Source organism: Motilimonas sp. 1_MG-2023, from assembly GCF_030547455.1.
GTDB lineage: Bacteria > Pseudomonadota > Gammaproteobacteria > Enterobacterales > CBDFNC01 > Motilimonas.
On the sequence record NZ_JAUOPX010000006.1, the window covers coordinates 38,940 to 57,876 of the forward strand.

Genomic DNA, 18,937 nt, shown 5'->3' on the forward strand with positions numbered 1-18,937 from the left:
ATATTCAAAAATATTAAAAAAAAGATTCAAGGATTATCTTCTTACGCCGATACAGTTTATGAGCACAGAAAGTAAGGTGCAAACAAACACAAAGGGCTGTGGCAACATCAAGTTTAAGCAGCAGACCCTGGATATTAAAGCTTAATAGGAGAAATACCATGGCTCTTTATGTAAACACCAACGTTCAATCAATGAACTCACAACGTAACTTAACTAAAGCGGGTGATGAGCTAGCGACATCATTCCAGCGTCTATCTTCAGGCCTACGTATCAATAGCGCTAAAGATGATGCTGCTGGGATGCAAATTGGTTCTCGTTTACAAGCTCAAGTTAATGGTTTAAACCAAGGCGCACGTAATGCTAATGACGGTATCTCTTTAGCACAAACAGCTGAGGGGGCGTTAGATGAAACGACAAATATGCTACAACGCATGCGTGTATTGGCACTGCAATCAGCGAATGGCTCAAATACCACTGCTGACCGAGCAGCCCTAAACAAAGAATACACTGAGCTACAAAACGAAATAACTCGTGTTGCGTCAACCACAACCTTCGGTGGTGTAACGTTATTAGATGGCACCTACAGCGCAGCATTCCAAGTGGGTGCAGACCAAAGTCAAACAATTGATGTTCGAGTATCTGTTTCAATGGATGCAACAGCACTTGGTGTAAATGCAGGTATTTCAACTTCAGCATTAGCACAGACTGCGATTGCTGATCTTGACTCTGCATTATCAGCAGTAAATGATAAACGGGCTGATTTGGGTGCTAAGCAAAACCGCTTTTCATCTACTATCCGTAACTTAACTAACATCGCTGAAAACGTATCAGCGTCTAAATCTCGTATTATGGATGCTGACTTTGCAGCTGAATCAGCTTCAATGGCACGGAATACTGTTATGCAGCAAGCTGCAAGCTCTATGCTCGCACAGGCTAACCAACAGCCGCAAATTGCCCTATCATTAATAGGTTAATCAGGGCAACTAGGTAACAGATAAAGCACCTATGCTTATAGGTGCTTTAATTCGTAGGGGGTTAATATGAAAACGAGTGAGCCCAATGTAGCTTCCTTTGTGATTGATTCTTATGCTAAACAAAGTTTACCGTCGAGTAACAAGCAAAACAGTCATGACCAAGTCGCATTAGCATCTGAAGCAAGCAATAAATATCAAAGTAATGCTGATGTCGAGAGCAAAGAAATACCTAGAAATGCTAAGATAGACGCTTCGGATAATAAAAAAGTTGAAGAAGCCGTCTCTTTAGTACAACGATTCCTAGATAGCAGCAAGCGAGGAGTTAACTTTTCCATTGACGACTCAACCGATAAAACAGTGATTACCGTTACAGACAAGCAGACTAAGGAGTTAGTCAGACAACTTCCAAGTGAAGAAATGCTAAGGATTGCAGAAAAAATTAAAGAGCTCGAGCAGGAGTTAACCAATAAAGTTGGTATACTTATTGATAGTAAGGCTTAATGTGTTTTGTGATCAAGTTTGGAGGCCATAAATGGCGACACTAACGGGTATTGGATCTGGATTAGATCTTGAAAGCATCATATCTACCTTTGTTAAAGCAGAGCAAAGTACTCGGGTCGCTTCTATTAATGAACGTGAATTAGATGCGACGGAAGAATTATCCGGAGTAGGTACTCTTAAGTCATCCCTTTCTCAATTCCAAGATGTACTCAAAAAGTTATCAGATCCTGACACTTTCTTTCAGAATAAGTCTTCATATTCTTATCTCGGCAGTACAGATAGTAGTAGTAATATAATAAAGGCAACCACCGACGGCGTAGTAACTGGAGGCACCTTTGAAGTTGAGGTACTGAAACTTGCTCAAGGCTCTCGGCTTGACTCTACGCCAGGAGCTTTTTCTGCCGCAACGGATACTGTTGGTAGTGGGGTACTAACATTTGGTGCAGGTAGTAATACCTTTGATATCTCAGTTGACGCGACCGATACACTGGAAGATATTCAAAAGAAAATTAACGACTCAAGTGATAACTTCGGCGTTAAAGCAAATATAATTAACTCTGATGCAGGCCCTGTATTGACTTATACCTCTGAAGTAACAGGCCTGGCAAATCAATTATCAGTGACTAATAATAATGCCAGCTTAGCGGCTATATCAACAGGTATGGTATCGGCAAAAAACGCAACGGATGCAGAGATCAAAATTGATGGTCAGACGGTGACATCATCAACCAATACATTCTCAAATGCGATCAGTGGTATTGCATTGGAAGTCAGTAATTTGACGCAAGCAGGGGAAAAACTCACTTTGGATATAGGGGTTGACACCGACGGTGTTGAAGCCTTAATCAATGATTTCGTTGACGGCTATAATGCATTACAGAAAACACTTAATGCTTTATCCGACCCCACGAATGGGCCGCTTGCATTCGACTCAAGTATTCGCAGTTATGAATCACAGCTCCGATCAATTGTTGGCTCTCCTGTGACAGGCACATCCGGTGCCTTATCAATGCTTTATGATGCAGGTATCACGATGAATGCTGACGGTGAACTAGAAGTCTCAAGCATCATGAAAAATGGGCAGCAAAGTGGTAGGCAGCGTTTGGATAGCGCTATTTCTAATAACCTTGCTGATCTTGGCGCATTATTTGCAGGTGACGATGGTGTGGCAAAACAATTAAGTACGTTTACGGCGTCTTACTTGGAAAACGGTGGTGTCGTACAAGAGCGTGAGGCAGCTCTCAAGGATTCTCTCACTCGTGTTGCTGATGATAGGGAAAAACTGGGTCGTTATATGGAATCCTATGAGGCTACTCTGAGACAGAAATATACCGCATTGGATGTGACGATTGCTCAATATAATGCGACCAGCTCTTACATAGAAAGTGTATTGAAACCCATAGAGAAGAAATAGAGGTAGGGAGTAAACCAACATGCGGGCTAATATAAAAGCGTATCAGAATACAAATCATCAATCATCATTGCTTGCCGCTGATCCACATCGAGTCATATTAATGTTGATGCAGGGGGTGGTTGACACTCTTGCAGTTGCTAAAGGATGTATTTTGAGAAAAGATTTTGAAGGTAAATCAAAATCACTCAATAAAGCGATTGGTATAATTGCAGGGTTACAAGATGGCATTGATATGAAACAAAGCCCTGAAATAGGTGAAAACTTCTATCAGTTATATGATTACATGATTAGAAGGTTAGGCGAGGCTTCTGCTGATCAATCTGGCCAGCAAATTGATGAAGTTGTCTCTTTAATCTCACCAATTAAAGAGGCATGGGAAGGTATCTCAGAAGCGGATAAAGCAAAAGCAGAGCAAATGCGAGCGGCCCAGAATTCAACAGCATGATGCGAACAGAGCTTACTGAAAAAATTGAATATTTGACCTGCCGGGCTAGTGAATTAATTGCAGGAGAGAGTATAGAGGAATTAAATCAAGTTTTGTTGCAACGTCAAAACTTGATTGAACAACTGTGGAATAGCGCTAACCAATCTGCTACAACATCAGAAATTAAAGACTTTTTACTTTCGATTCAAGCTCGTGATGCTGAACAGTTAAGCCAACTTAGTCTGCTAAAACAAACTCTGAAACAGCAAGAGCAGGCTCGAAAGTTAGCTAATGCAAAGGTATCAAAGTACATAGCGATTAACAAACTTAGGTAACCAACCATGTCCGAAACCCCAATTGCTAATTCTACTTCAGCTAGCGCTCCTTCGATAGAAGAGACTATTGCTCGCATTCCTTACATAGCGAAAGATTATCAAAGCGTCTTTGCAAAAAACATATTGGCCTTTCATGATTATATCCCAGAAATTGCAGAGGCATTTAGCGACTATGAACCTAGCAAGTTTGAACTGGTTGCAACGGACTTTAGTGTTGATTTAGCCACTATTGGTACTGATGATTTGGTATTTGGAGGGGATGGGTTTCGTACCAGCTTAATGGACTTTGAATACTTTAAACTATCACCAAAAGCGACAAACTTTGTTGTAAAGCAATCTAATGGTGAAAATAGACAGGGGTTTATCCACTTAACTTATTTAGATCAATTAGCTGAGTTAGAAAAAGAGTCACAAAAATATCAAAGCGAAAAGGTTTTTTTTCCAGATTCTTTAGGCATGCTGATTTGTTTTGGTTTAGGTACAGGCTTTTATCTTGAGCGCTTATTTGATGCTCATGATGTGAATCGGTTATACATTTATGAACCCAATCATGATTTTTTTTATGCCTCATTACATTTAATTGATTGGGCTAATATTCTCAAACACATTGATAAACGTGGTGGATCTATTCACTTATGCTTGGGTGGAGATGAAGAAGTATTTTTTGGTGATTTAGGTAATCAATTATTTCGAAAAGGCCGTTATGATATATCGAAGAGCTTTATTTATGAGCATTATCAGGATGAAATGATAAAGCGAGCATTAGAGCTATTCCAACAAAAGTCGTATGAGTTGGCTTATGGTTTTGGTTTTTTTGATGACGCATTAATGGCCGTTGCGCATCATTATCATAATTTACAAACATCGACCGCAATTGAGAATAAGCTCCCTCTTAGCGATAATAACAATGTTCCGGTTTTTATTTGTGGTAACGGTCCATCACTTGATAAAAACATAGACTTAATAAAAGAATACCAAGGCCGTGTACTTGTTGTCAGTTGCGGAACGACTATCGATACTTTATTGCGAAATGGCATATTACCCGATTTTCATGTTGAGCAAGAACGAACAAGACCTGTTCGAGATAGGTTACTTTCAGTAGACAAGTCAATTCTTAGTAAGATTGCATTCCTCTCTATCAATACTATCAGCCCTGAAGTGTTTAAGTTGTTTGAACGTAGCATGTTTGGGTTAAAAGCAGACGAACCCTCGACCATTTTGACCCGAGAATTAGGTGATGTGGGGATGCAAATAAAGAGAGTAGCTTACTGTAATCCCACGGTGGCTAATTGCGCTTTAACTCTTATAGAAGCGTTAGGGTTTCGTGAGTTTTATTTTATTGGCACTGACCTTGGTTTCCCATCAGGACAGCACCATAGTAAAGACAGTGTTTATTATAATGAAGAAGGGGAAGATCGAGCCTTATTTGATATTAAAGGACAAGATACCATTTCGCTAGCGGGGAACTTCGGTGGAACCGTTCGTAGTAGCAGCGCTTTTGGTTATTCAGCGCAATCCTTAACTGCTTTTATTCTACGCTCGCCTCAATTACGCTGTTTTAATCTTAGCGATGGCGCGTTAATCAAAGGAGCGAAACCATTAGAGCCGCACAAGGTTGCAATAGATACCCCTATCCTTGATAAAAAAGCTTTGGTTGACAATTGCTTTGACTATTACAGCTTGGATTGTCAATCCGTCAGTGATCTGTTTTTACATAAATTGGAGGCCCTTGATTTTAACCTGTTCATCGACCAGTTGATCGCCATTACACATGAGCCTGTGAGCGATCGATTTTCGGCAATTCAAAACCTTTATAAGCAGTACGCATTTCTTGAAGGAGGAGGGGATGATGAAAGCTTATATCTACGGGATATGATTCGAGGCAGTATCTTATATACCCATACCATTTTGAGCCGTATGCTACAGAGCACTGAAGATACTGCGCTTGCTTTAGAGTATCACGAAAAAGGTTTGCTTGTTGTACGTGAATACTTAAGCGCAATGAAACACAAATACGCACACTCATTATTAATTCCAGATGACACCATTATGGCCAAAGAATGGGAAAGCCAAACAATCTTTAATGCAGGCGAAGAATAATGCATAAACATATTTTGGTTGTGGGTGCGGGCGTTGTTGGCTTGACTGCTGCTTATTCTTTAGTAAAAGAAGGTCATAAGGTTACTCTGTTAGATAGTGATAAAGCGCCAGGAGGTTTACTAAAAAGTACAGAGACACCTTTTGGCTATTTTGATTACGGTACGCACGTAGCATCAACTACGGGTATCCAAGGTTTAGACAGTTTCTTGTTTGAAGATCTTGATATTGAAATGCATTCCTTTGACGTCGGGATCGCGAGTAGTTTTTATCAAAAAATGAGTGAAGTGAGTCCCTTCATCAATTTAAACAATGTGAAAGATATTGACTCCGGTGAGATAGCTAACTCAATTCTAGCGATCAAAGATACTAACGAAGCAGAAAACTTAGCCCAAAAATACCGTCAGCATTTTGGTGACCGTATTTATAGTAAAGTTTTTTCTGGTGTTGTTGGAAAATATTTTGGCGTTAATGCTGAACTATTGAGTGCCAGTTGCTATCCGTTTTTTGATCTCAACAGAGCCATTGCATTTGATGCAACGACAACTGAATACTTAAAACAGTTACCTATATACAACGAGCGGCTTGGTTTTCACGGTGCAAGTAAAGGGGTAAAGAAATACTACCCCGTCGATGGTGGAATTGGTGCTTGGTATCATTCATTATTGAAAAAAACAATTGCCGCAGGCGTAAATTTGATTTCCGGTTGTGAACTACGAGACATTGTTTCCAGTAATGGTAGCATAACGAAAGTTGTTACATCCCATGGTGCATTTGAAGTTGACGTATTATTTTGGGCAGTTCCTAGCCCAATATTATCGCGTTTTCTCGATGTTCCCACATCAGTCAGTAAGCCAGAATACCGTCCGACAGCGTTGTATCATTTTGCATTTGATAAGCCGATTAAGACTGACTCTTACTATATAAATGTGCCAGACCCAAGTTTGATCGCAGGGCGGTTAACCATCTACCAAAATTTAAATCCTAATATCGCAAGTTCATACAATTTAACGGTTGAAGCTTTGAATGATAAGGAGTTTGATTTCGAAGCTGCAACGGTCGATGTACTTCAAGAGTTACAGATTATGGGGCTAATAACTGCGCAACACCAGTGTCTCTATCAAGCTTGTGAGCGAATCAAACAAGGCTTCCCAGTTATTACGGCTAAAATTGAGGCAGAAGTACAGTCATTTAACAATATGCTTTTAAATAATTTTCAGAACCTAACTTTGCTAGGTCGCGGTAATTGTAAAGGCTTTTTTATGTCCACCTTGTTACAGCAAGCCTTTACCAGTTCTAAAGAGGCCAGTGAACGATGAATACCTATTTTCAAGCCTATGGCGAACGTGCTTTTTCACTTAATAACCATACTCAGATTGCAGGACGCTATGCGATACAAAGAGACGCAGAAAAGAATATTGTCAAAGATGTTATTGATAAAGTAGATTTGAAAAGTACTGATAAGCTTCTTGAAATCGGTTGTGGTACGGGTAATTTACTGATCCCTATGTCATTTTTGGTTTCACACTGCGTCGGTATCGATCACCCAAACTGTTTGAATAAATTCACTCAACGAACCTCCGTTGATAATATAACGTTATTCGGAGGCGACTTTTTTACGCTTCCGAATACTGACCTCGGTATGTTCGACAAAATTATTATTTACAGCGTTTTACATTGCTTACCAAATGAACAGTCGGTCATTGATTTTGTTGATAAAGCCCTCGCCATACTCGCCCCTGGTGGGCTGATGCTGATTGGCGATATTCCTAATCAGGATACCAAGCAACGTTTTCTCAATAGTAAAGAAGGGCAAGCCTTCTCTGTTGATTGGGCAAAAAAAATGGCCGATTCAACTGTCTCGGAAGTGCCATTTGAAACTGGAATCAAAAGTACGGAATTTAATGATGAAAAGCTTTTTAGCCTAGTTAGAAGGATCCGAAACCAAGGCGCTCAAGCCTATATTATGCCGCAACCAAGCAACCTTCCTTTTGGCTATACCCGTGAAGATGTAGTTATAAGGAAATTTGCTTAATGGTTCGATTGTGGCGTGATCAACCAACGCCTATTCAAACTAACAATAACTTGCCGACTGACTGTATTTTTGCCAGTGGCCGTCAAGCATTGCAACAAGGTATGCTGGCATTAGGTTTGGGGCGAGTAAACCGAGTCGCTTATCCCGAATACAGCTCTGCTTGCGTTGTGTCTTGTATCGCTCGAGTAGCAAGTCCTATTCCGCTTCAAGAAGTCATTAAATTTGATATTGATATCGATGCCTTATTGGTTTATGAACAATGGGGATGGCCATATTCAGAACATATTATCAGCCAGCTAATCACTGAAGCTGGGTGTGCGGTGATATTAGACTGTGTTGACTCGCCTGATGCAGTGCAGCGCTACCAATCATTACTTACCAAGCCTGAAAATAGCCAAGTTCAACTTATTATCAGTTTGTCTAAGTGCCTTGGCTTCGAGCAAGGGGGCCTATTATATGCAAATAATAGCTGGCAGATGGTAGCGGAAGTCAGAGCGCCAAAAATTCAGTACAGCCATGATAAAGCTAAGTGCACCGATATCAATAAAACTTACGTAAATAGTGCTCCGCAAAAGGAGACCCTAGCTGATGCAGATCTAGAAGCCATGCTTGTCGTAGAAACCGCGGCGCGCCAGTCAGCGTTACAACATTTGTCAAATTTAGGCTTAACCAGCGATTGGCCCAACTGGATGAACGATATAATTAAACAGTGTCGTGGAGCCCCTGGTATCGCACCGTTATTCTCAAATTTACCTTGTGAGACACTGCTGACTTTGCAACACGAGCTGTCTAGTCTAGGAATAGAAACAGCTATATATAATTTTAATTTTTCAGGCCACCCTTTAAAGTTGGCCTATCGACCTTGTCTCGCTTTCCCCATTCACAGCCAGCTAAAATGGAGCACGCAGCTAGAGGAGTTATTACTGAGTTTCAAATAGTGGTCGTATTTCATATTCTAAAATATCGCACAAAAATAAGGTATCTCTTCTACTTTGGGCGGCAAACAGCGGCGGTAATATTTGATTCAGGTATGCTGCTTTATCGGCTGCAAGTTTTGGTAAATTGGCCTCTAATGCATCAATTAACTGAGTGTAAAAATGATTGCCTTTTGCTTCTTGTGCTAAACGAAAGGATTGGCACGTTCTGTCAATCAAATTTAGCAGTTGTGTTGAACTTCGTTCCATAACCTTGCTCCGTCTATCTTTGCCCCTAGACTACTGGCGCTGTAAAAATTCACTTCTGGGTGTAATTCTATAAAATCCTCGAGATCTCTTAAATAACCCCGCAAGTTAGGCAGCGTACTTATTTTATTACCACGCCAACTCATCACGCTATGTCCAACAGTGCTATTGACCGCGGGAACGTCAAAGTTAGATGGCCAAAAGGCATGGGTTTTATTGCTAGGATAGCCAAAATCAGCACCAAATAGGATCACCTCTGCCGCCGACATTTTTACCGCTAAATCGATAGCTGGGTGGATGACGCTACCTCCACTGAATAATCGTAGGCGTGGACATTTTTGGTTTACATCATCATATAACGAACTAGTTGAATAGGCTTGATAGCGTGGGCCTAGCCATTGCGATAGTGTGTCTGGTGACATTCTAGGAAAGTATACCAAACTGACTTCTGTATATTCCTTAAAGTCTATCCCTCTAAAACAAATTTCTGGATGAGGATCAATGCTAATAACGATGTTCGGAATGATCCCTTCTTGCTTAAGAGCTCGTAGTGCAGCATCAACGCAGATTATAATATCTCCGGTTTGATGGTTTTTAATCAGTTGGTAAGTTTGCTCCAAGCTGGGACCCGCAGCAATAATAAGTGCACGTTTGAATGTGTTATTAAGCAACTCTTCAGCATCTCTATCATGTTTTAACACGGCTTGAGTCGTGATAATGTGCTGTTGAGCATGCTGGTTATTGGTATGTTGTGATTCTATATGGGCACTATCTCGATCTAGGATAAGTTTATCTCTTAGTCTAGCACAATCATCATCGGCTAAGATCAGCTCGGCTGGCATCACAAGATAAGGGCGTGATATGCCGTTGCTACCGCCGGCGTAAACCAACTCAACGCGAGGATCATCGAGCCACCCTAACGACCCTAAATCACTCAATGTCAGTTTAAAAACTGAGAGATTTAATATGTGCACCTTGACCAACTTAAGCTGCTTATTGGTTAAAACCGCATTAATTGTATCGCCCAAGGCTACGCCATATATGTTTAATTTTGAACAATTTGTGGGTACTGAGTTAGCTTGTAGTTGTGCTTCTGATTCGCGTTGATAACAACTAGTTAGTTGAATATCATCAATAACATAAGTGGGCTCTGGCTCATGAATGACGACAGGAGTGATTGTTGGGGAGCTTAAAATAGGTTGATATAACTCTGGCCAACGCTTGGCAATAATGGCAAGAGAGTTGGATAGTTTATTCATCATAGATACTCGTTGATAGCGCTAAAGTAAATGTATGCTTAAGGCCATATGAATTAGCAAAGCTGGACTTAAATTGACCAATGCTGCACTCTTTAGCTGTGGGTGGTGGGGTTTCTCCGACAAAAAAGCGCTGTCCTAAAAGGTAACTTCTGATACCCCGTTGTTGTAAGTAGTCGATGGCTAGTTGTTGGGCGCCATGGGCAATGGGTAAGTGAAATAAACTTCTGTCATAAGCCCCAAACGCATAAGTTGCAAAATCATGCGAATATATAAACTGAGCTGCTCCGATCAATTGTTCTTTTTCACTAAAAGCAAATACAGCAAAAGAGACTCCTTGATTGATGAGTTGACGTTGGCTCTCCCAGCTTTCTGGAGATCGGGTGACTTTCCCCGCAACTTTGTAGTGCAGCGCGCAGAACATATCTCGCTGTTCAATACTCATGTTGTTAATGTGCTCAAAGCGCCAGAGCTTTAATGACCGCTTAATATCTGCCGTAGCCCCTTTGCTGAGGTGCTTTTTGTATTCATTTGGCGCCATAGTTAGGTCGACAATGTTTTCATAGTGGCTTGATATCGTTGCGCCATGGCTCATCCAGGCCAGCTCCCAATGTGGAGTTGCGGTAAAATTAGAAAAGTTGACAGTTTGTAGCTTTTGAATGTGATTAAATTCAGCCACTTTCGTTGCCCAATACAAACATAGTTTGGCAATTTTCTTGCTATTTTTGATGGATACCTCAGGGGATAAAAAATGAGGGGGAAGGATAGGCCCTGAGTTCGAAAGCAATTTCATACCATGCTCTGTGGTGATCAGGTTGATTGGCCAAATCGCGATGGCTGTATTTGCTTGATAAATAACATAGGTAAAGGAGTATGCGACCTTGGCATAAGACAAATTATACTGATGGTAGTAATCTATTACGGGCCACAGATAGTCGACAGGCAAGCCTTGTTTGTTGTGTATTAATGATTGCCATTGCTCGGCTGATGCCCGCTTAACAGATAAACTTGATTGTGGGAGCAAAACGTTTTGCCAAAGCTGTTCAAGTTGTTCGAGAATTTGGTTACTCATCTGTCTATTGTACTTTTTGCAGTAAAGTGATTGAAATTAAGTGGAGTCCCCTTAGCAATGGAGTGCTTAGCGCTTGAGCCGATTAATTCAGGGTAGTACTTTGGTGCTAGGCCGTGGCCGGGTCTTATTCTTTTGATGTTATCTTCGGTAAATTTTTCTCCTGCAGCGATGTCTTTTACGGCGTAAATAGAGCGGCGGAACTGCAGATTTTGTTGCTCGGCGGGTTTTCGTTCGTAATTTACTTTTCCCTTTGCCAAATGTACTTGTTTGATTAAGCTACATAGCTCCGCTAATTCATTTGGTTCTAGTGAGAAGTCGGCATCTGGGCCTCCTTCACTTCTGCAAAAGGTAAAATGTTTTTCGATGATTGCGGCATTAAGGGCGCTAGCGGCCAATGCTGCGCCATGACTTAAACTATGGTCACTTAAGCCGGAATGACACTGAAAGCGATGTTGTAAGTCAGTCAATGTTGTAACATTTGATTGCTCGACAGGAGTAGGGTAACCACTGACACAATGTAATAAGCAATAATTTTGATGCTTGATTGCGGTTAGAAACTGTTGTAGCTCTGTGATCTCATCTAATGTAGCTAAACCTGTTGAGATAATCATCGGTTTATTCGTTTTGGCCACGTATTCAATCAGCGGGAAATCTAATGATTCAAACGAAGCAATCTTGTATGCAGGTGCCTGTAATGACTCCAGTAAATCAACGGCCGTCTCATCAAATGGAGAGCTAAACAAGGTTATGCCTACTTGTTTTGCTTTCGCAAATAGCGCGGAATGCCAAGCCCAAGGGGTATGCGCTTGCTGGTAGAGCTCATAGAGGGAATAACCATCCCATAAGCCACCCTTAATTTTAAATTCGGCTTGATTGGCATCTATGGTCATTGTATCAGCGGTATAAGTTTGGATTTTCACGGCATCGGCACCGACCTGTTTAGCCAGTTCAATTAGCCGAAACGCGTTGTTAATGTCGCCATTATGATTAGCTGAAATTTCTGCAATCATATAAGGCAATAAACCATTGGCGATAGCTCGGCCATTAATTTTCATCGGGCTAGGCATTTAGCTTGTCTCCAGTATAGCGGTATTGGTCTAATGAAATAGGGTAAAAACCAGCCTGTAAAAATAGTTTTATTGAGGCTTTATTCAAGGGGGATATTTCGGCGGTCATTACAACGGGATGTTTGCATTGCAATTCAGCGAGTGCTCGACTGGCAATGCCGATGCCGTGAAAAGCCTGCGCAATCAAAATAGAGACTTCCCAGTCTTTGGTTTGCGGCGTTAATCGGATCAATCCACAAGGCAAACCATTCCATTGGATAATGTAGTTATGATCATCGTTGTGCATCATTTTTTGAAACCAGCGTTGATGCTCTGGCCATGTTGGGGGCGTTGGCGTACGAGCAAATTGACGAATATTCGGCGCTTGCTGCCATTGAAAAATTTGGGCTTCATCGCTAGCAAGAAAAGGTCGCAATTTTACCTCTAATGGGCTGCTCTTAAACAATGTGGTGACTAGGCGTTGGCAGCCTTGACCGCTGATCATATTAAAACCAGCCTGACTCATGGCCTTTGCTATGTCAGGTTGGCTCGTCAGCGTTAATTGTTGAGCTAACTGCTGTGGTGAGATATCAGCGTCAACCAGTTGGCATAAACCTGCCTTATGCATCGACTGACTGATAAATACTTGATTATCAGCGCTCACAAAAGACAAACAGGGCAGTCCCAGACATGCGCGCTCCCAGCTACTGGTTCCGCATGCACCGATTGCGAAGTCGGCATTCAGCATTAAGCTTGCCATATTGGTGGCATCTTTAATTAAGATGATGTTGCGATTATGTTGCTGCGCAATGGCCAATTCTACATGATTTAAATAGGGCGCAGACTTTGAGAGAACAATCGTAACTTTGGGATAGATCTCTGCAGATAAATAGGCCAAACCGTCGATCACTAATTGTGTGAGGTTTAGTGGATCGGTTGCGCCAATGGAAACGAGCAGCTCACGATGAGCAAAGTGTCGCCTTTTTGCCTCTGCTGCAGCACGCTGTTCAATGAAGGCTGCATTTAGTAAAGTGTAATCAACGCCGAGCGCCAGTTTACACTCAGCTGGTAGGTGTTTGTAATCCGTATCTTGACGGCCTAGGCTTTGATCTAATAAGAGATCGGCATAAGGTGCTGGGCGGCAAAGGTCGTCGATAACCATCAATTTTGTGCGTGCTAGGCCACCACCTTGCTTAATCGTGTGTTGCCACTCAGAGTTGAGGTGATAGTGATCCACTATGAGCCAGCTGGGTGTTAGCGTTGTGAGGATCTCAAGAGTGGCTTGAGCATCTCCCGTTTCATCTGAGTTAGATTGAGCGGTTAGGTAATACAATCGATAGCCTTGAGACTCAATTTTGTCGGGTTGAAATCCAGACATTTCTCTACAGATGAAAATGCACTCAACACCGCACTGAGCAAGGCTGTTTGCCAAAGTTAAACAACGCATTAAATGGCCAAAACCCAGTTGGCTACTGGCATCGACTCGAAACACAACTTTCATTAACGCACCTTAAAGACAGGCTCTATAACCGCCCCTTTCAATATTGTTCTAAGCGTGCCTTGTTGCCAGTGATGTTCGATAAAAGGCACTATTTCCTGGTATGCACTGATTAATCGCGTGATATCGTGCTGTTGATGAGCGTAGCTAATATTGTGCGTGCCGAGAGTGAGCATACCGCGCTGATACATTTCTTGCAAAAAGACGCTTTTAATTAATTGTTCGCTATCATGACTGAGGCTTAAAATGCTCCAGCTTGGATGCCCGACTAGCTTAAAGAGTTCACTTTTAGCAAGCAGCGACGCGAGGCCCTGTTGCAGGCTTGTTCCCAACTGATTGATGTGCTCTGGCACTTGGCAACGGATCATCTTCTCGATACTGGCTTTTGCTGCAGCCAGAGATAACGCTTCACCACCGAATGTACCGGAGAAGAAAATATCTTCCATTAACATCATAATTTCTTTTTTACCAACAATCGCTGAAAGTGGGTAACCATTAGCCATGCCTTTTCCAAAGGTGGCTAGATCGGGCGTCACGCCGAACAAATGTTGCGCACCTTTTAAATCAAAACGAAAGCCAGTGATGATTTCATCGAAAATCAGTAAGCATTGATGTTGCTCACATAGTGCCTTAACGCCCGCTAAATAACCCGGCTCAGGTTCAACTACATTCATTGGCTCCATGATCACGGCTGCAAATTCATGCTGGCTTAATAGTGTGTTAAGTGCACTAAGATCGTTAAACGGAAAAGGATGAGTAAGGGCTTGAGTTGATTTTGGTACGCCTAAATTTCGACTGGTAGCCCCTATATACCAATCTTGCCAGCCATGATAACCACATACGGCAATATGTTCTTTATTGGTAAAAGCACGTGCTAAGCGAATGGCGGCGGCGGTGACATCGCTGCCATTTTTACCGAATCGAACCATTTCAGCACAAGGGATCAAGTCGACGAGTAACTGAGCAACTTCGAATTCAAGTCTATGGGGCAGGGAGAAACTAACCCCTTTACTAATTTGTGCAATCACGGCACGGTCGACGTCGGGATCTTGATAACCTAAGCTGACACATAATAAACCGTTGATAAAATCAGTATATTGATTGTTATCGATATCCCATACTTGGCAGCCTTCGCCTCGCTCTAAAAATAATGGCGCTACGCCATAAGGTAAGCTCAATCGGCTTTTACTAAATGTCTGAGATGCAAGAGGGATTAACGTCTTAGCTTGTTGATAAAAGTCACTGCTGGTTTGATATCTCGGATCTATTTGTGACATACAGAAATCGCCTCATTGCGTTGATAGTGAGCGTTAATACCGCTTTGTTTAGGGTGTGCGTTTAACCAATCAATTATTTCTTGGTAAGTAAAATCTTTACCTTGTTCTGACATGCTTTGGTATATCTGCGACACTAACTCAAAATCATCTTGATTATCGACCGTTACTCGGAAATGGGATGTATCAGGTGAGGTGGTCAGGTTTGCTTGCACAAATGCATCCGGCGACTTCGCCAAATATAAGGTAACATGTTCACGCATTTTTTGCTCTTGAGCTTGATAATAGGCTTGTTGCAAGGCGTCAAATGTTATTACTTCTACGTCAAAGCCGTCGGCGAAAGTAGCTGGGTGGCAATTAGAGCTATAGTCTGCTTTCTGATTGATATGTAGTGCTATTGTGTTATCAATAATTTTTGCGTCACTCAGTGGGCAATCTCCGGTCAATCTAACAATATGTGTTGCTTTGTAGTGACAGGCACAGTGATAAAATCGAGCTAAAACATCGTTCAGGCTACCTTGGAAAACTTCAACCTGATATTCTTGCGCAAAGGCTACCAAAGCAGAATCATCTATTTGGTCGCTAGTTGCTATTACCAGTTTATCGATTTTTTTACTTGCTCTTATACGTCGTATTTGATGAGCGAGCATCGGTTCGCCTAAAATCTGTTTTAGTACTTTTTTAGGTAGTCGTTGCGACGACATTCTAGCTTGTAAAATGGCTAAGATCATATCGAGTGCATCTCGCTGTAGTCGGTTTCATTCACGCTCTTTGTTTATTTGTCGGCCAGTTGGACGGAATAATGAGTTTAATATCTGTGTTGGCTAATTCTGCAAAGTTGATTACTTCTTGTCCCTGACTTTTTTTATAAGCCATGACAATCTCATTTAATTGCGCCACTGATTGACAACCAAGCACAAATCGTTCCACAAGAGGCTGAGAGTGACAAAAACTGAGCGCTAACTGCAACAGAGTAAGCTGATGTTGCTTGGCGAGTTTTTGGTAGGCTAGACGTTGAGCTTGCCAAGGTGAAAAATAGCTTGGCCATTGTGATTGACAGAGTAAGCCCTGCAGGAGTATCGAACGTGCGTGGATCCTTACCCCCTGCTCATTGAGTTGCTTGAGCATGCCCGACGACGCAAACCGCTGATCAAATACATTCAATGGTAATTGTACTAAATCAATTTTGTATCGTTCGGTAATGGTTTTAGTTTGTATGGGGTCGTAAACTGAAACCCCCCAATGAGATATTTTGCCTTCGGCTTTTAATGCTGCAAGCGTACTGGCAATAACAGAGCCTTCTTTACTCAATAATACTTCAGGGCGATGAAGCATTAAGCCGCTAACTTGGCTTTGGTTTAGAAGGGATAAACTGTTGTTGAAGCTTTTAACTAGTTCTGTCTTTGTTGTGACATGGCCTAGTTTAGTGACAATATTGAACTCACTATTAAACGGCTTTAAAAGTGAGCCTAATACCTGTTCACTATTTCCATACATGGCCGCTGTATCTAAAGTATCGATGCCTACTTGTGTAGCATAACAAAGTATTCGCCTCGCTTCTTCTAGAGGGACTTGTCCCGATGAATTTGTGACACCATAATCTAAGCCAAATTGAACACAGCCAAGTGCTAGCTTCATAAACAGGCCAGAAGTTGCTCGATAACAAAATCCTGTTCCACCTTTGTCAGGCTCGGATGCAATGGAAGTGAAATGGCTTCTTTATAGTATTGCTCAGATACTGGGTAATCTCCTTCATTAAAGCCAAGGTGCTGATAATAAGGCTGCAAATGTACAGGAATATAATGTAGATTCACGCCGATGTTATTTTTACGTAACGCGTTAAAGACGCGGCGTTTAGCATTTAAGTCTAACCCCCTTAATCGCACCACATATAAATGATATGCACTGTATCCATCTAGGTTTTGTTTTAATGGTGTAATTTGAGTGTTTGCGAATGCTTTATTATATCTTTTTGCTAATTGATGCCGTTGTTCAACCCACGAGTCTATGTCAGCAAGTTGGCGTAAACCTAAGGCGGCATGGATATCTGTCATGCGGTAGTTAAAACCAAGCTCGATTTGTTGATAATACCAATCACCGTGACTTTCACTTTGCATCTCATTGGGATCTCGTGTGATACCATGGCTACGTAATAGATGCATTTTTTTGGCTACATTAGCTTGATTGGTCAGTGCCATGCCTCCTTCACCACTAGTGATGATTTTGACCGGATGAAAGCTAAACACACAAATATCACTGTACTCACAGCTGCCTATTTTGTTATCGAGATAATTGCCACCTATGGCATGAGAAGCATCCTCGATAATTTTAAAACCGTATTTTTTTGATAATGCTGAGATAGCCTTCATATCACAGCTTTGCCCTGCGAAATGAACGGGGATAACCACCTTAGGTAATTGGTTGTTAGTGGCTGCAGATTCAAGTTTAGCGGTTAGGGCATCAATGCTTAAATTGCCTGTGGTGAGCTCAATATCGATAAAATCAACTTTGGCACCACAATATAATGCGCTATTACTGGATGCTACGAAGGTATTGACACTAGTCCAAACTATATCACCTGCATTGACATCGAGTGCTAAACAGGCAAGGTGCAAAGCCGAAGTTGCGCTATTACATGCAACCGCGTATTGCGCGTTGCAATATTGCGTAACAGCCCGTTCAAAAGCAGGGACTTGTGGACCTTGCGTTAAATATTCTGATTGCAGTACATCAACAACGGCATTGATGTCAGCTTGTGAAATGGTTTGTTTACCGTAAGGGATATAGTCAGACATTAACGGTTGTATTCCAAAATTTCATCAGCAGTGAGAAAGTGTGGATTATTCCTTGAGTTGTATTCAAATCCGGCAGCTACCTCACTCCCTTTGTCTCCCAATGCATTGATAGTGAAATCATTTGTGCGTGAACTAAAATTAATGCTGGGCGCAATGACATAATAATCTTTAAATTCAAAGGTGTGGTACGAATCGTCAGCTGGGCACATAATTTCATGAAGTTTTTCACCAGGACGTATGCCAACAATTTTTTGCGGCAGGTCTGGCGCCATCGCTCGAGCGAGTTCGGTGATTTTAACTGATGGGATCTTAGGCACAAAAATTTCACCGCCAAGCATGCGTTCAAAGCTTTTTAGCACTAAATCGACCCCTTGGGGCAAGGTAATCCAAAAACGGGTCATGTCTTCATGAGTGATGGGAAGCTCTGTGGCTCCATCATCTATTAACTTTTGAAAAAAGGGCACTACCGAACCTCGCGAACAAACCACATTGCCATAGCGCACGACTGAAAAAACGGTTTTATGGCCACCCGCCATATTATTGGCGGCAACAAATAGCTTATCCGAGGCAAGTTTCGTTGCCCCGTAAAGGTTAACTGGGTTTGCCGCTTTATCGGTTGAAAGGGCGATCACTTTACAGACTTCATTATCTAAGGCGGCGTTTATGACATTTTCAGCCCCATTGATATTGGTTTTAATGCACTCCATTGGGTTGTATTCAGCAGCAGGAACTTGCTTTAAAGCCGCTGCGTGAATAACGTAATTAACCCCTTTCATCGCGCGTCTTAGTCGCTCGCCATCTCGTACATCACCGATGAAGTAACGCATACATGGCTGACTGAAGTCTTGCTGCATTTCAAATTGTTTAAGTTCATCTCTTGAATAGACGATGATTTTTTTAGGCTGATACTTGGCTAAAAGTATTTCAATGCATTTTTTACCAAAAGAACCTGTACCACCTGTAATTAAAATGTTTTTGTTATTAAACATACTATTGCATCGCTTATTTTAGAGGGTGCCTATACACACCAGTAGA

19 protein-coding genes are annotated in these 18,937 nt (G+C 41.7%); 9 read left to right on the forward strand and 10 right to left on the reverse strand.

Translation table 11 applies throughout. The annotated features are described in order from the left end of the window. Nucleotides 1-158: 158 nt before the first annotated feature. From Q4519_RS04585 to Q4519_RS04625, 9 genes are all read left to right on the forward strand, one after another. Complete coding sequence (locus Q4519_RS04585; RefSeq protein WP_303510021.1) at nt 159-974, forward strand: flagellin; 816 nt, start codon at nt 159-161, stop codon at nt 972-974. Between the two features lie 66 nt (nt 975-1,040). Further along, nucleotides 1,041-1,475 carry a flagellar protein FlaG gene (locus Q4519_RS04590; RefSeq protein ID WP_303510023.1) on the forward strand — a complete coding sequence of 145 codons (435 nt, stop codon included), beginning with the start codon at nt 1,041-1,043 and terminating at the stop codon, nt 1,473-1,475. 31 nt (nt 1,476-1,506) lie between these two features. Next, nucleotides 1,507-2,889 carry a flagellar filament capping protein FliD gene (gene fliD, locus Q4519_RS04595; protein WP_303510025.1) on the forward strand — a complete coding sequence of 461 codons (1,383 nt, stop codon included), beginning with the start codon at nt 1,507-1,509 and terminating at the stop codon, nt 2,887-2,889. 19 nt (nt 2,890-2,908) lie between these two features. Further along, on the forward strand, nt 2,909-3,334 hold the full coding sequence (fliS, locus tag Q4519_RS04600) for a flagellar export chaperone FliS (protein ID WP_303510027.1): 426 nt from the start codon (nt 2,909-2,911) through the stop codon (nt 3,332-3,334). Further along, nucleotides 3,331-3,648 (forward strand): hypothetical protein, encoded by a 318-nt coding sequence (locus Q4519_RS04605; RefSeq protein ID WP_303510029.1) that lies wholly within the window; start codon nt 3,331-3,333, stop codon nt 3,646-3,648. Before fliS ends, Q4519_RS04605 begins: the two co-directional genes overlap by 4 nt. A gap of 6 nt (nt 3,649-3,654) precedes the next feature. Then, the gene (locus Q4519_RS04610; protein WP_303510032.1) at nt 3,655-5,748 is read left to right on the forward strand and encodes a 6-hydroxymethylpterin diphosphokinase MptE-like protein; all 2,094 of its coding nucleotides are present in this window, start codon (nt 3,655-3,657) and stop codon (nt 5,746-5,748) included. Next, nucleotides 5,748-7,064 (forward strand): NAD(P)/FAD-dependent oxidoreductase, encoded by a 1,317-nt coding sequence (locus tag Q4519_RS04615; RefSeq protein ID WP_303510035.1) that lies wholly within the window; start codon nt 5,748-5,750, stop codon nt 7,062-7,064. The genes Q4519_RS04610 and Q4519_RS04615 overlap by 1 nt, the downstream gene beginning before the upstream one ends. Continuing rightward, nucleotides 7,061-7,780, forward strand: a complete 720-nt coding sequence (locus Q4519_RS04620; protein WP_303510039.1) for a bifunctional 2-polyprenyl-6-hydroxyphenol methylase/3-demethylubiquinol 3-O-methyltransferase UbiG — start codon at nt 7,061-7,063, stop codon at nt 7,778-7,780. The genes Q4519_RS04615 and Q4519_RS04620 overlap by 4 nt, the downstream gene beginning before the upstream one ends. Next, entirely contained in the window at nt 7,780-8,718 is a 939-nt protein-coding gene (locus Q4519_RS04625; RefSeq protein ID WP_303510041.1) for a hypothetical protein, read from the forward strand. The genes Q4519_RS04620 and Q4519_RS04625 overlap by 1 nt, the downstream gene beginning before the upstream one ends. On the opposite strand, the gene Q4519_RS04630 is transcribed toward Q4519_RS04625, so the two are convergent. The 10 genes from Q4519_RS04630 to pseB are packed head-to-tail and all read right to left on the reverse strand — an operon-like array spanning nt 8,701 to nt 18,891. Then, nucleotides 8,701-8,964, reverse strand: coding sequence for a hypothetical protein (locus Q4519_RS04630; protein WP_303510044.1), 264 nt, complete (start codon nt 8,962-8,964; stop codon nt 8,701-8,703). The two genes, Q4519_RS04625 and Q4519_RS04630, sit on opposite strands and share 18 nt — an antisense overlap. Beyond that, nucleotides 8,937-10,220: a motility associated factor glycosyltransferase family protein gene (locus Q4519_RS04635; RefSeq protein WP_303510046.1), complete on the reverse strand. Its 1,284-nt coding sequence runs from the start codon at nt 10,218-10,220 to the stop codon at nt 8,937-8,939. Before Q4519_RS04635 ends, Q4519_RS04630 begins: the two co-directional genes overlap by 28 nt. Beyond that, entirely contained in the window at nt 10,213-11,289 is a 1,077-nt protein-coding gene (locus tag Q4519_RS04640; protein ID WP_303510048.1) for a hypothetical protein, read from the reverse strand. Before Q4519_RS04640 ends, Q4519_RS04635 begins: the two co-directional genes overlap by 8 nt. Next, on the reverse strand, nt 11,286-12,356 hold the full coding sequence (gene pseI / locus Q4519_RS04645; protein ID WP_303510051.1) for a pseudaminic acid synthase: 1,071 nt from the start codon (nt 12,354-12,356) through the stop codon (nt 11,286-11,288). The genes Q4519_RS04640 and pseI overlap by 4 nt, the downstream gene beginning before the upstream one ends. Then, nucleotides 12,349-13,836: a UDP-2,4-diacetamido-2,4,6-trideoxy-beta-L-altropyranose hydrolase gene (gene pseG / locus Q4519_RS04650; RefSeq protein WP_303510054.1), complete on the reverse strand. Its 1,488-nt coding sequence runs from the start codon at nt 13,834-13,836 to the stop codon at nt 12,349-12,351. The genes pseI and pseG overlap by 8 nt, the downstream gene beginning before the upstream one ends. After that, nucleotides 13,836-15,110, reverse strand: a complete 1,275-nt coding sequence (locus tag Q4519_RS04655) for an aminotransferase class III-fold pyridoxal phosphate-dependent enzyme (protein WP_303510056.1) — start codon at nt 15,108-15,110, stop codon at nt 13,836-13,838. The genes pseG and Q4519_RS04655 overlap by 1 nt, the downstream gene beginning before the upstream one ends. Continuing rightward, on the reverse strand, nt 15,098-15,838 hold the full coding sequence (locus tag Q4519_RS04660; protein ID WP_303510059.1) for a glycosyltransferase family protein: 741 nt from the start codon (nt 15,836-15,838) through the stop codon (nt 15,098-15,100). Before Q4519_RS04660 ends, Q4519_RS04655 begins: the two co-directional genes overlap by 13 nt. Before the next feature lie 31 nt (nt 15,839-15,869). Then, nucleotides 15,870-16,745, reverse strand: coding sequence for an aldo/keto reductase (locus tag Q4519_RS04665; protein ID WP_303510062.1), 876 nt, complete (start codon nt 16,743-16,745; stop codon nt 15,870-15,872). Further along, a complete protein-coding gene (pseC, locus tag Q4519_RS04670) occupies nt 16,742-17,902 on the reverse strand; it encodes a UDP-4-amino-4,6-dideoxy-N-acetyl-beta-L-altrosamine transaminase (protein ID WP_303510064.1) in 1,161 nt (386 codons plus the stop codon). Before pseC ends, Q4519_RS04665 begins: the two co-directional genes overlap by 4 nt. Then, a complete protein-coding gene (pseB, locus tag Q4519_RS04675; protein WP_232800382.1) occupies nt 17,902-18,891 on the reverse strand; it encodes a UDP-N-acetylglucosamine 4,6-dehydratase (inverting) in 990 nt (329 codons plus the stop codon). The genes pseC and pseB overlap by 1 nt, the downstream gene beginning before the upstream one ends. Between the last annotated feature and the right edge of the window lie 46 nt (nt 18,892-18,937).

Bases quoted from the DNA above. Each gene is read 5' to 3' on its own strand.
- pseG (WP_303510054.1), bottom strand. From the start codon at position 13,836: ATGAAAGTTGTGTTTCGAGTCGATGCCAGTAGCCAACTGGGTTTTGGC.
- pseC (WP_303510064.1), bottom strand. From the start codon at position 17,902: ATGTCTGACTATATCCCTTACGGTAAACAAACCATTTCACAAGCTGAC.
- Q4519_RS04635 (WP_303510046.1), bottom strand. From the start codon at position 10,220: ATGAATAAACTATCCAACTCTCTTGCCATTATTGCCAAGCGTTGGCCA.
- fliS (WP_303510027.1), top strand. From the start codon at position 2,909: ATGCGGGCTAATATAAAAGCGTATCAGAATACAAATCATCAATCATCA.
- Q4519_RS04625 (WP_303510041.1), top strand. From the start codon at position 7,780: ATGGTTCGATTGTGGCGTGATCAACCAACGCCTATTCAAACTAACAAT.
- Q4519_RS04655 (WP_303510056.1), bottom strand. From the start codon at position 15,110: ATGTCACAAATAGATCCGAGATATCAAACCAGCAGTGACTTTTATCAA.
- Q4519_RS04620 (WP_303510039.1), top strand. From the start codon at position 7,061: ATGAATACCTATTTTCAAGCCTATGGCGAACGTGCTTTTTCACTTAAT.
- fliD (WP_303510025.1), top strand. From the start codon at position 1,507: ATGGCGACACTAACGGGTATTGGATCTGGATTAGATCTTGAAAGCATC.
- Q4519_RS04605 (WP_303510029.1), top strand. From the start codon at position 3,331: ATGATGCGAACAGAGCTTACTGAAAAAATTGAATATTTGACCTGCCGG.
- Q4519_RS04640 (WP_303510048.1), bottom strand. From the start codon at position 11,289: ATGAGTAACCAAATTCTCGAACAACTTGAACAGCTTTGGCAAAACGTT.
- Q4519_RS04590 (WP_303510023.1), top strand. From the start codon at position 1,041: ATGAAAACGAGTGAGCCCAATGTAGCTTCCTTTGTGATTGATTCTTAT.
- Q4519_RS04610 (WP_303510032.1), top strand. From the start codon at position 3,655: ATGTCCGAAACCCCAATTGCTAATTCTACTTCAGCTAGCGCTCCTTCG.
- Q4519_RS04585 (WP_303510021.1), top strand. From the start codon at position 159: ATGGCTCTTTATGTAAACACCAACGTTCAATCAATGAACTCACAACGT.
- pseI (WP_303510051.1), bottom strand. From the start codon at position 12,356: ATGCCTAGCCCGATGAAAATTAATGGCCGAGCTATCGCCAATGGTTTA.
- Q4519_RS04665 (WP_303510062.1), bottom strand. From the start codon at position 16,745: ATGAAGCTAGCACTTGGCTGTGTTCAATTTGGCTTAGATTATGGTGTC.
- Q4519_RS04615 (WP_303510035.1), top strand. From the start codon at position 5,748: ATGCATAAACATATTTTGGTTGTGGGTGCGGGCGTTGTTGGCTTGACT.
- Q4519_RS04630 (WP_303510044.1), bottom strand. From the start codon at position 8,964: ATGGAACGAAGTTCAACACAACTGCTAAATTTGATTGACAGAACGTGC.
- pseB (WP_232800382.1), bottom strand. From the start codon at position 18,891: ATGTTTAATAACAAAAACATTTTAATTACAGGTGGTACAGGTTCTTTT.
- Q4519_RS04660 (WP_303510059.1), bottom strand. From the start codon at position 15,838: ATGATCTTAGCCATTTTACAAGCTAGAATGTCGTCGCAACGACTACCT.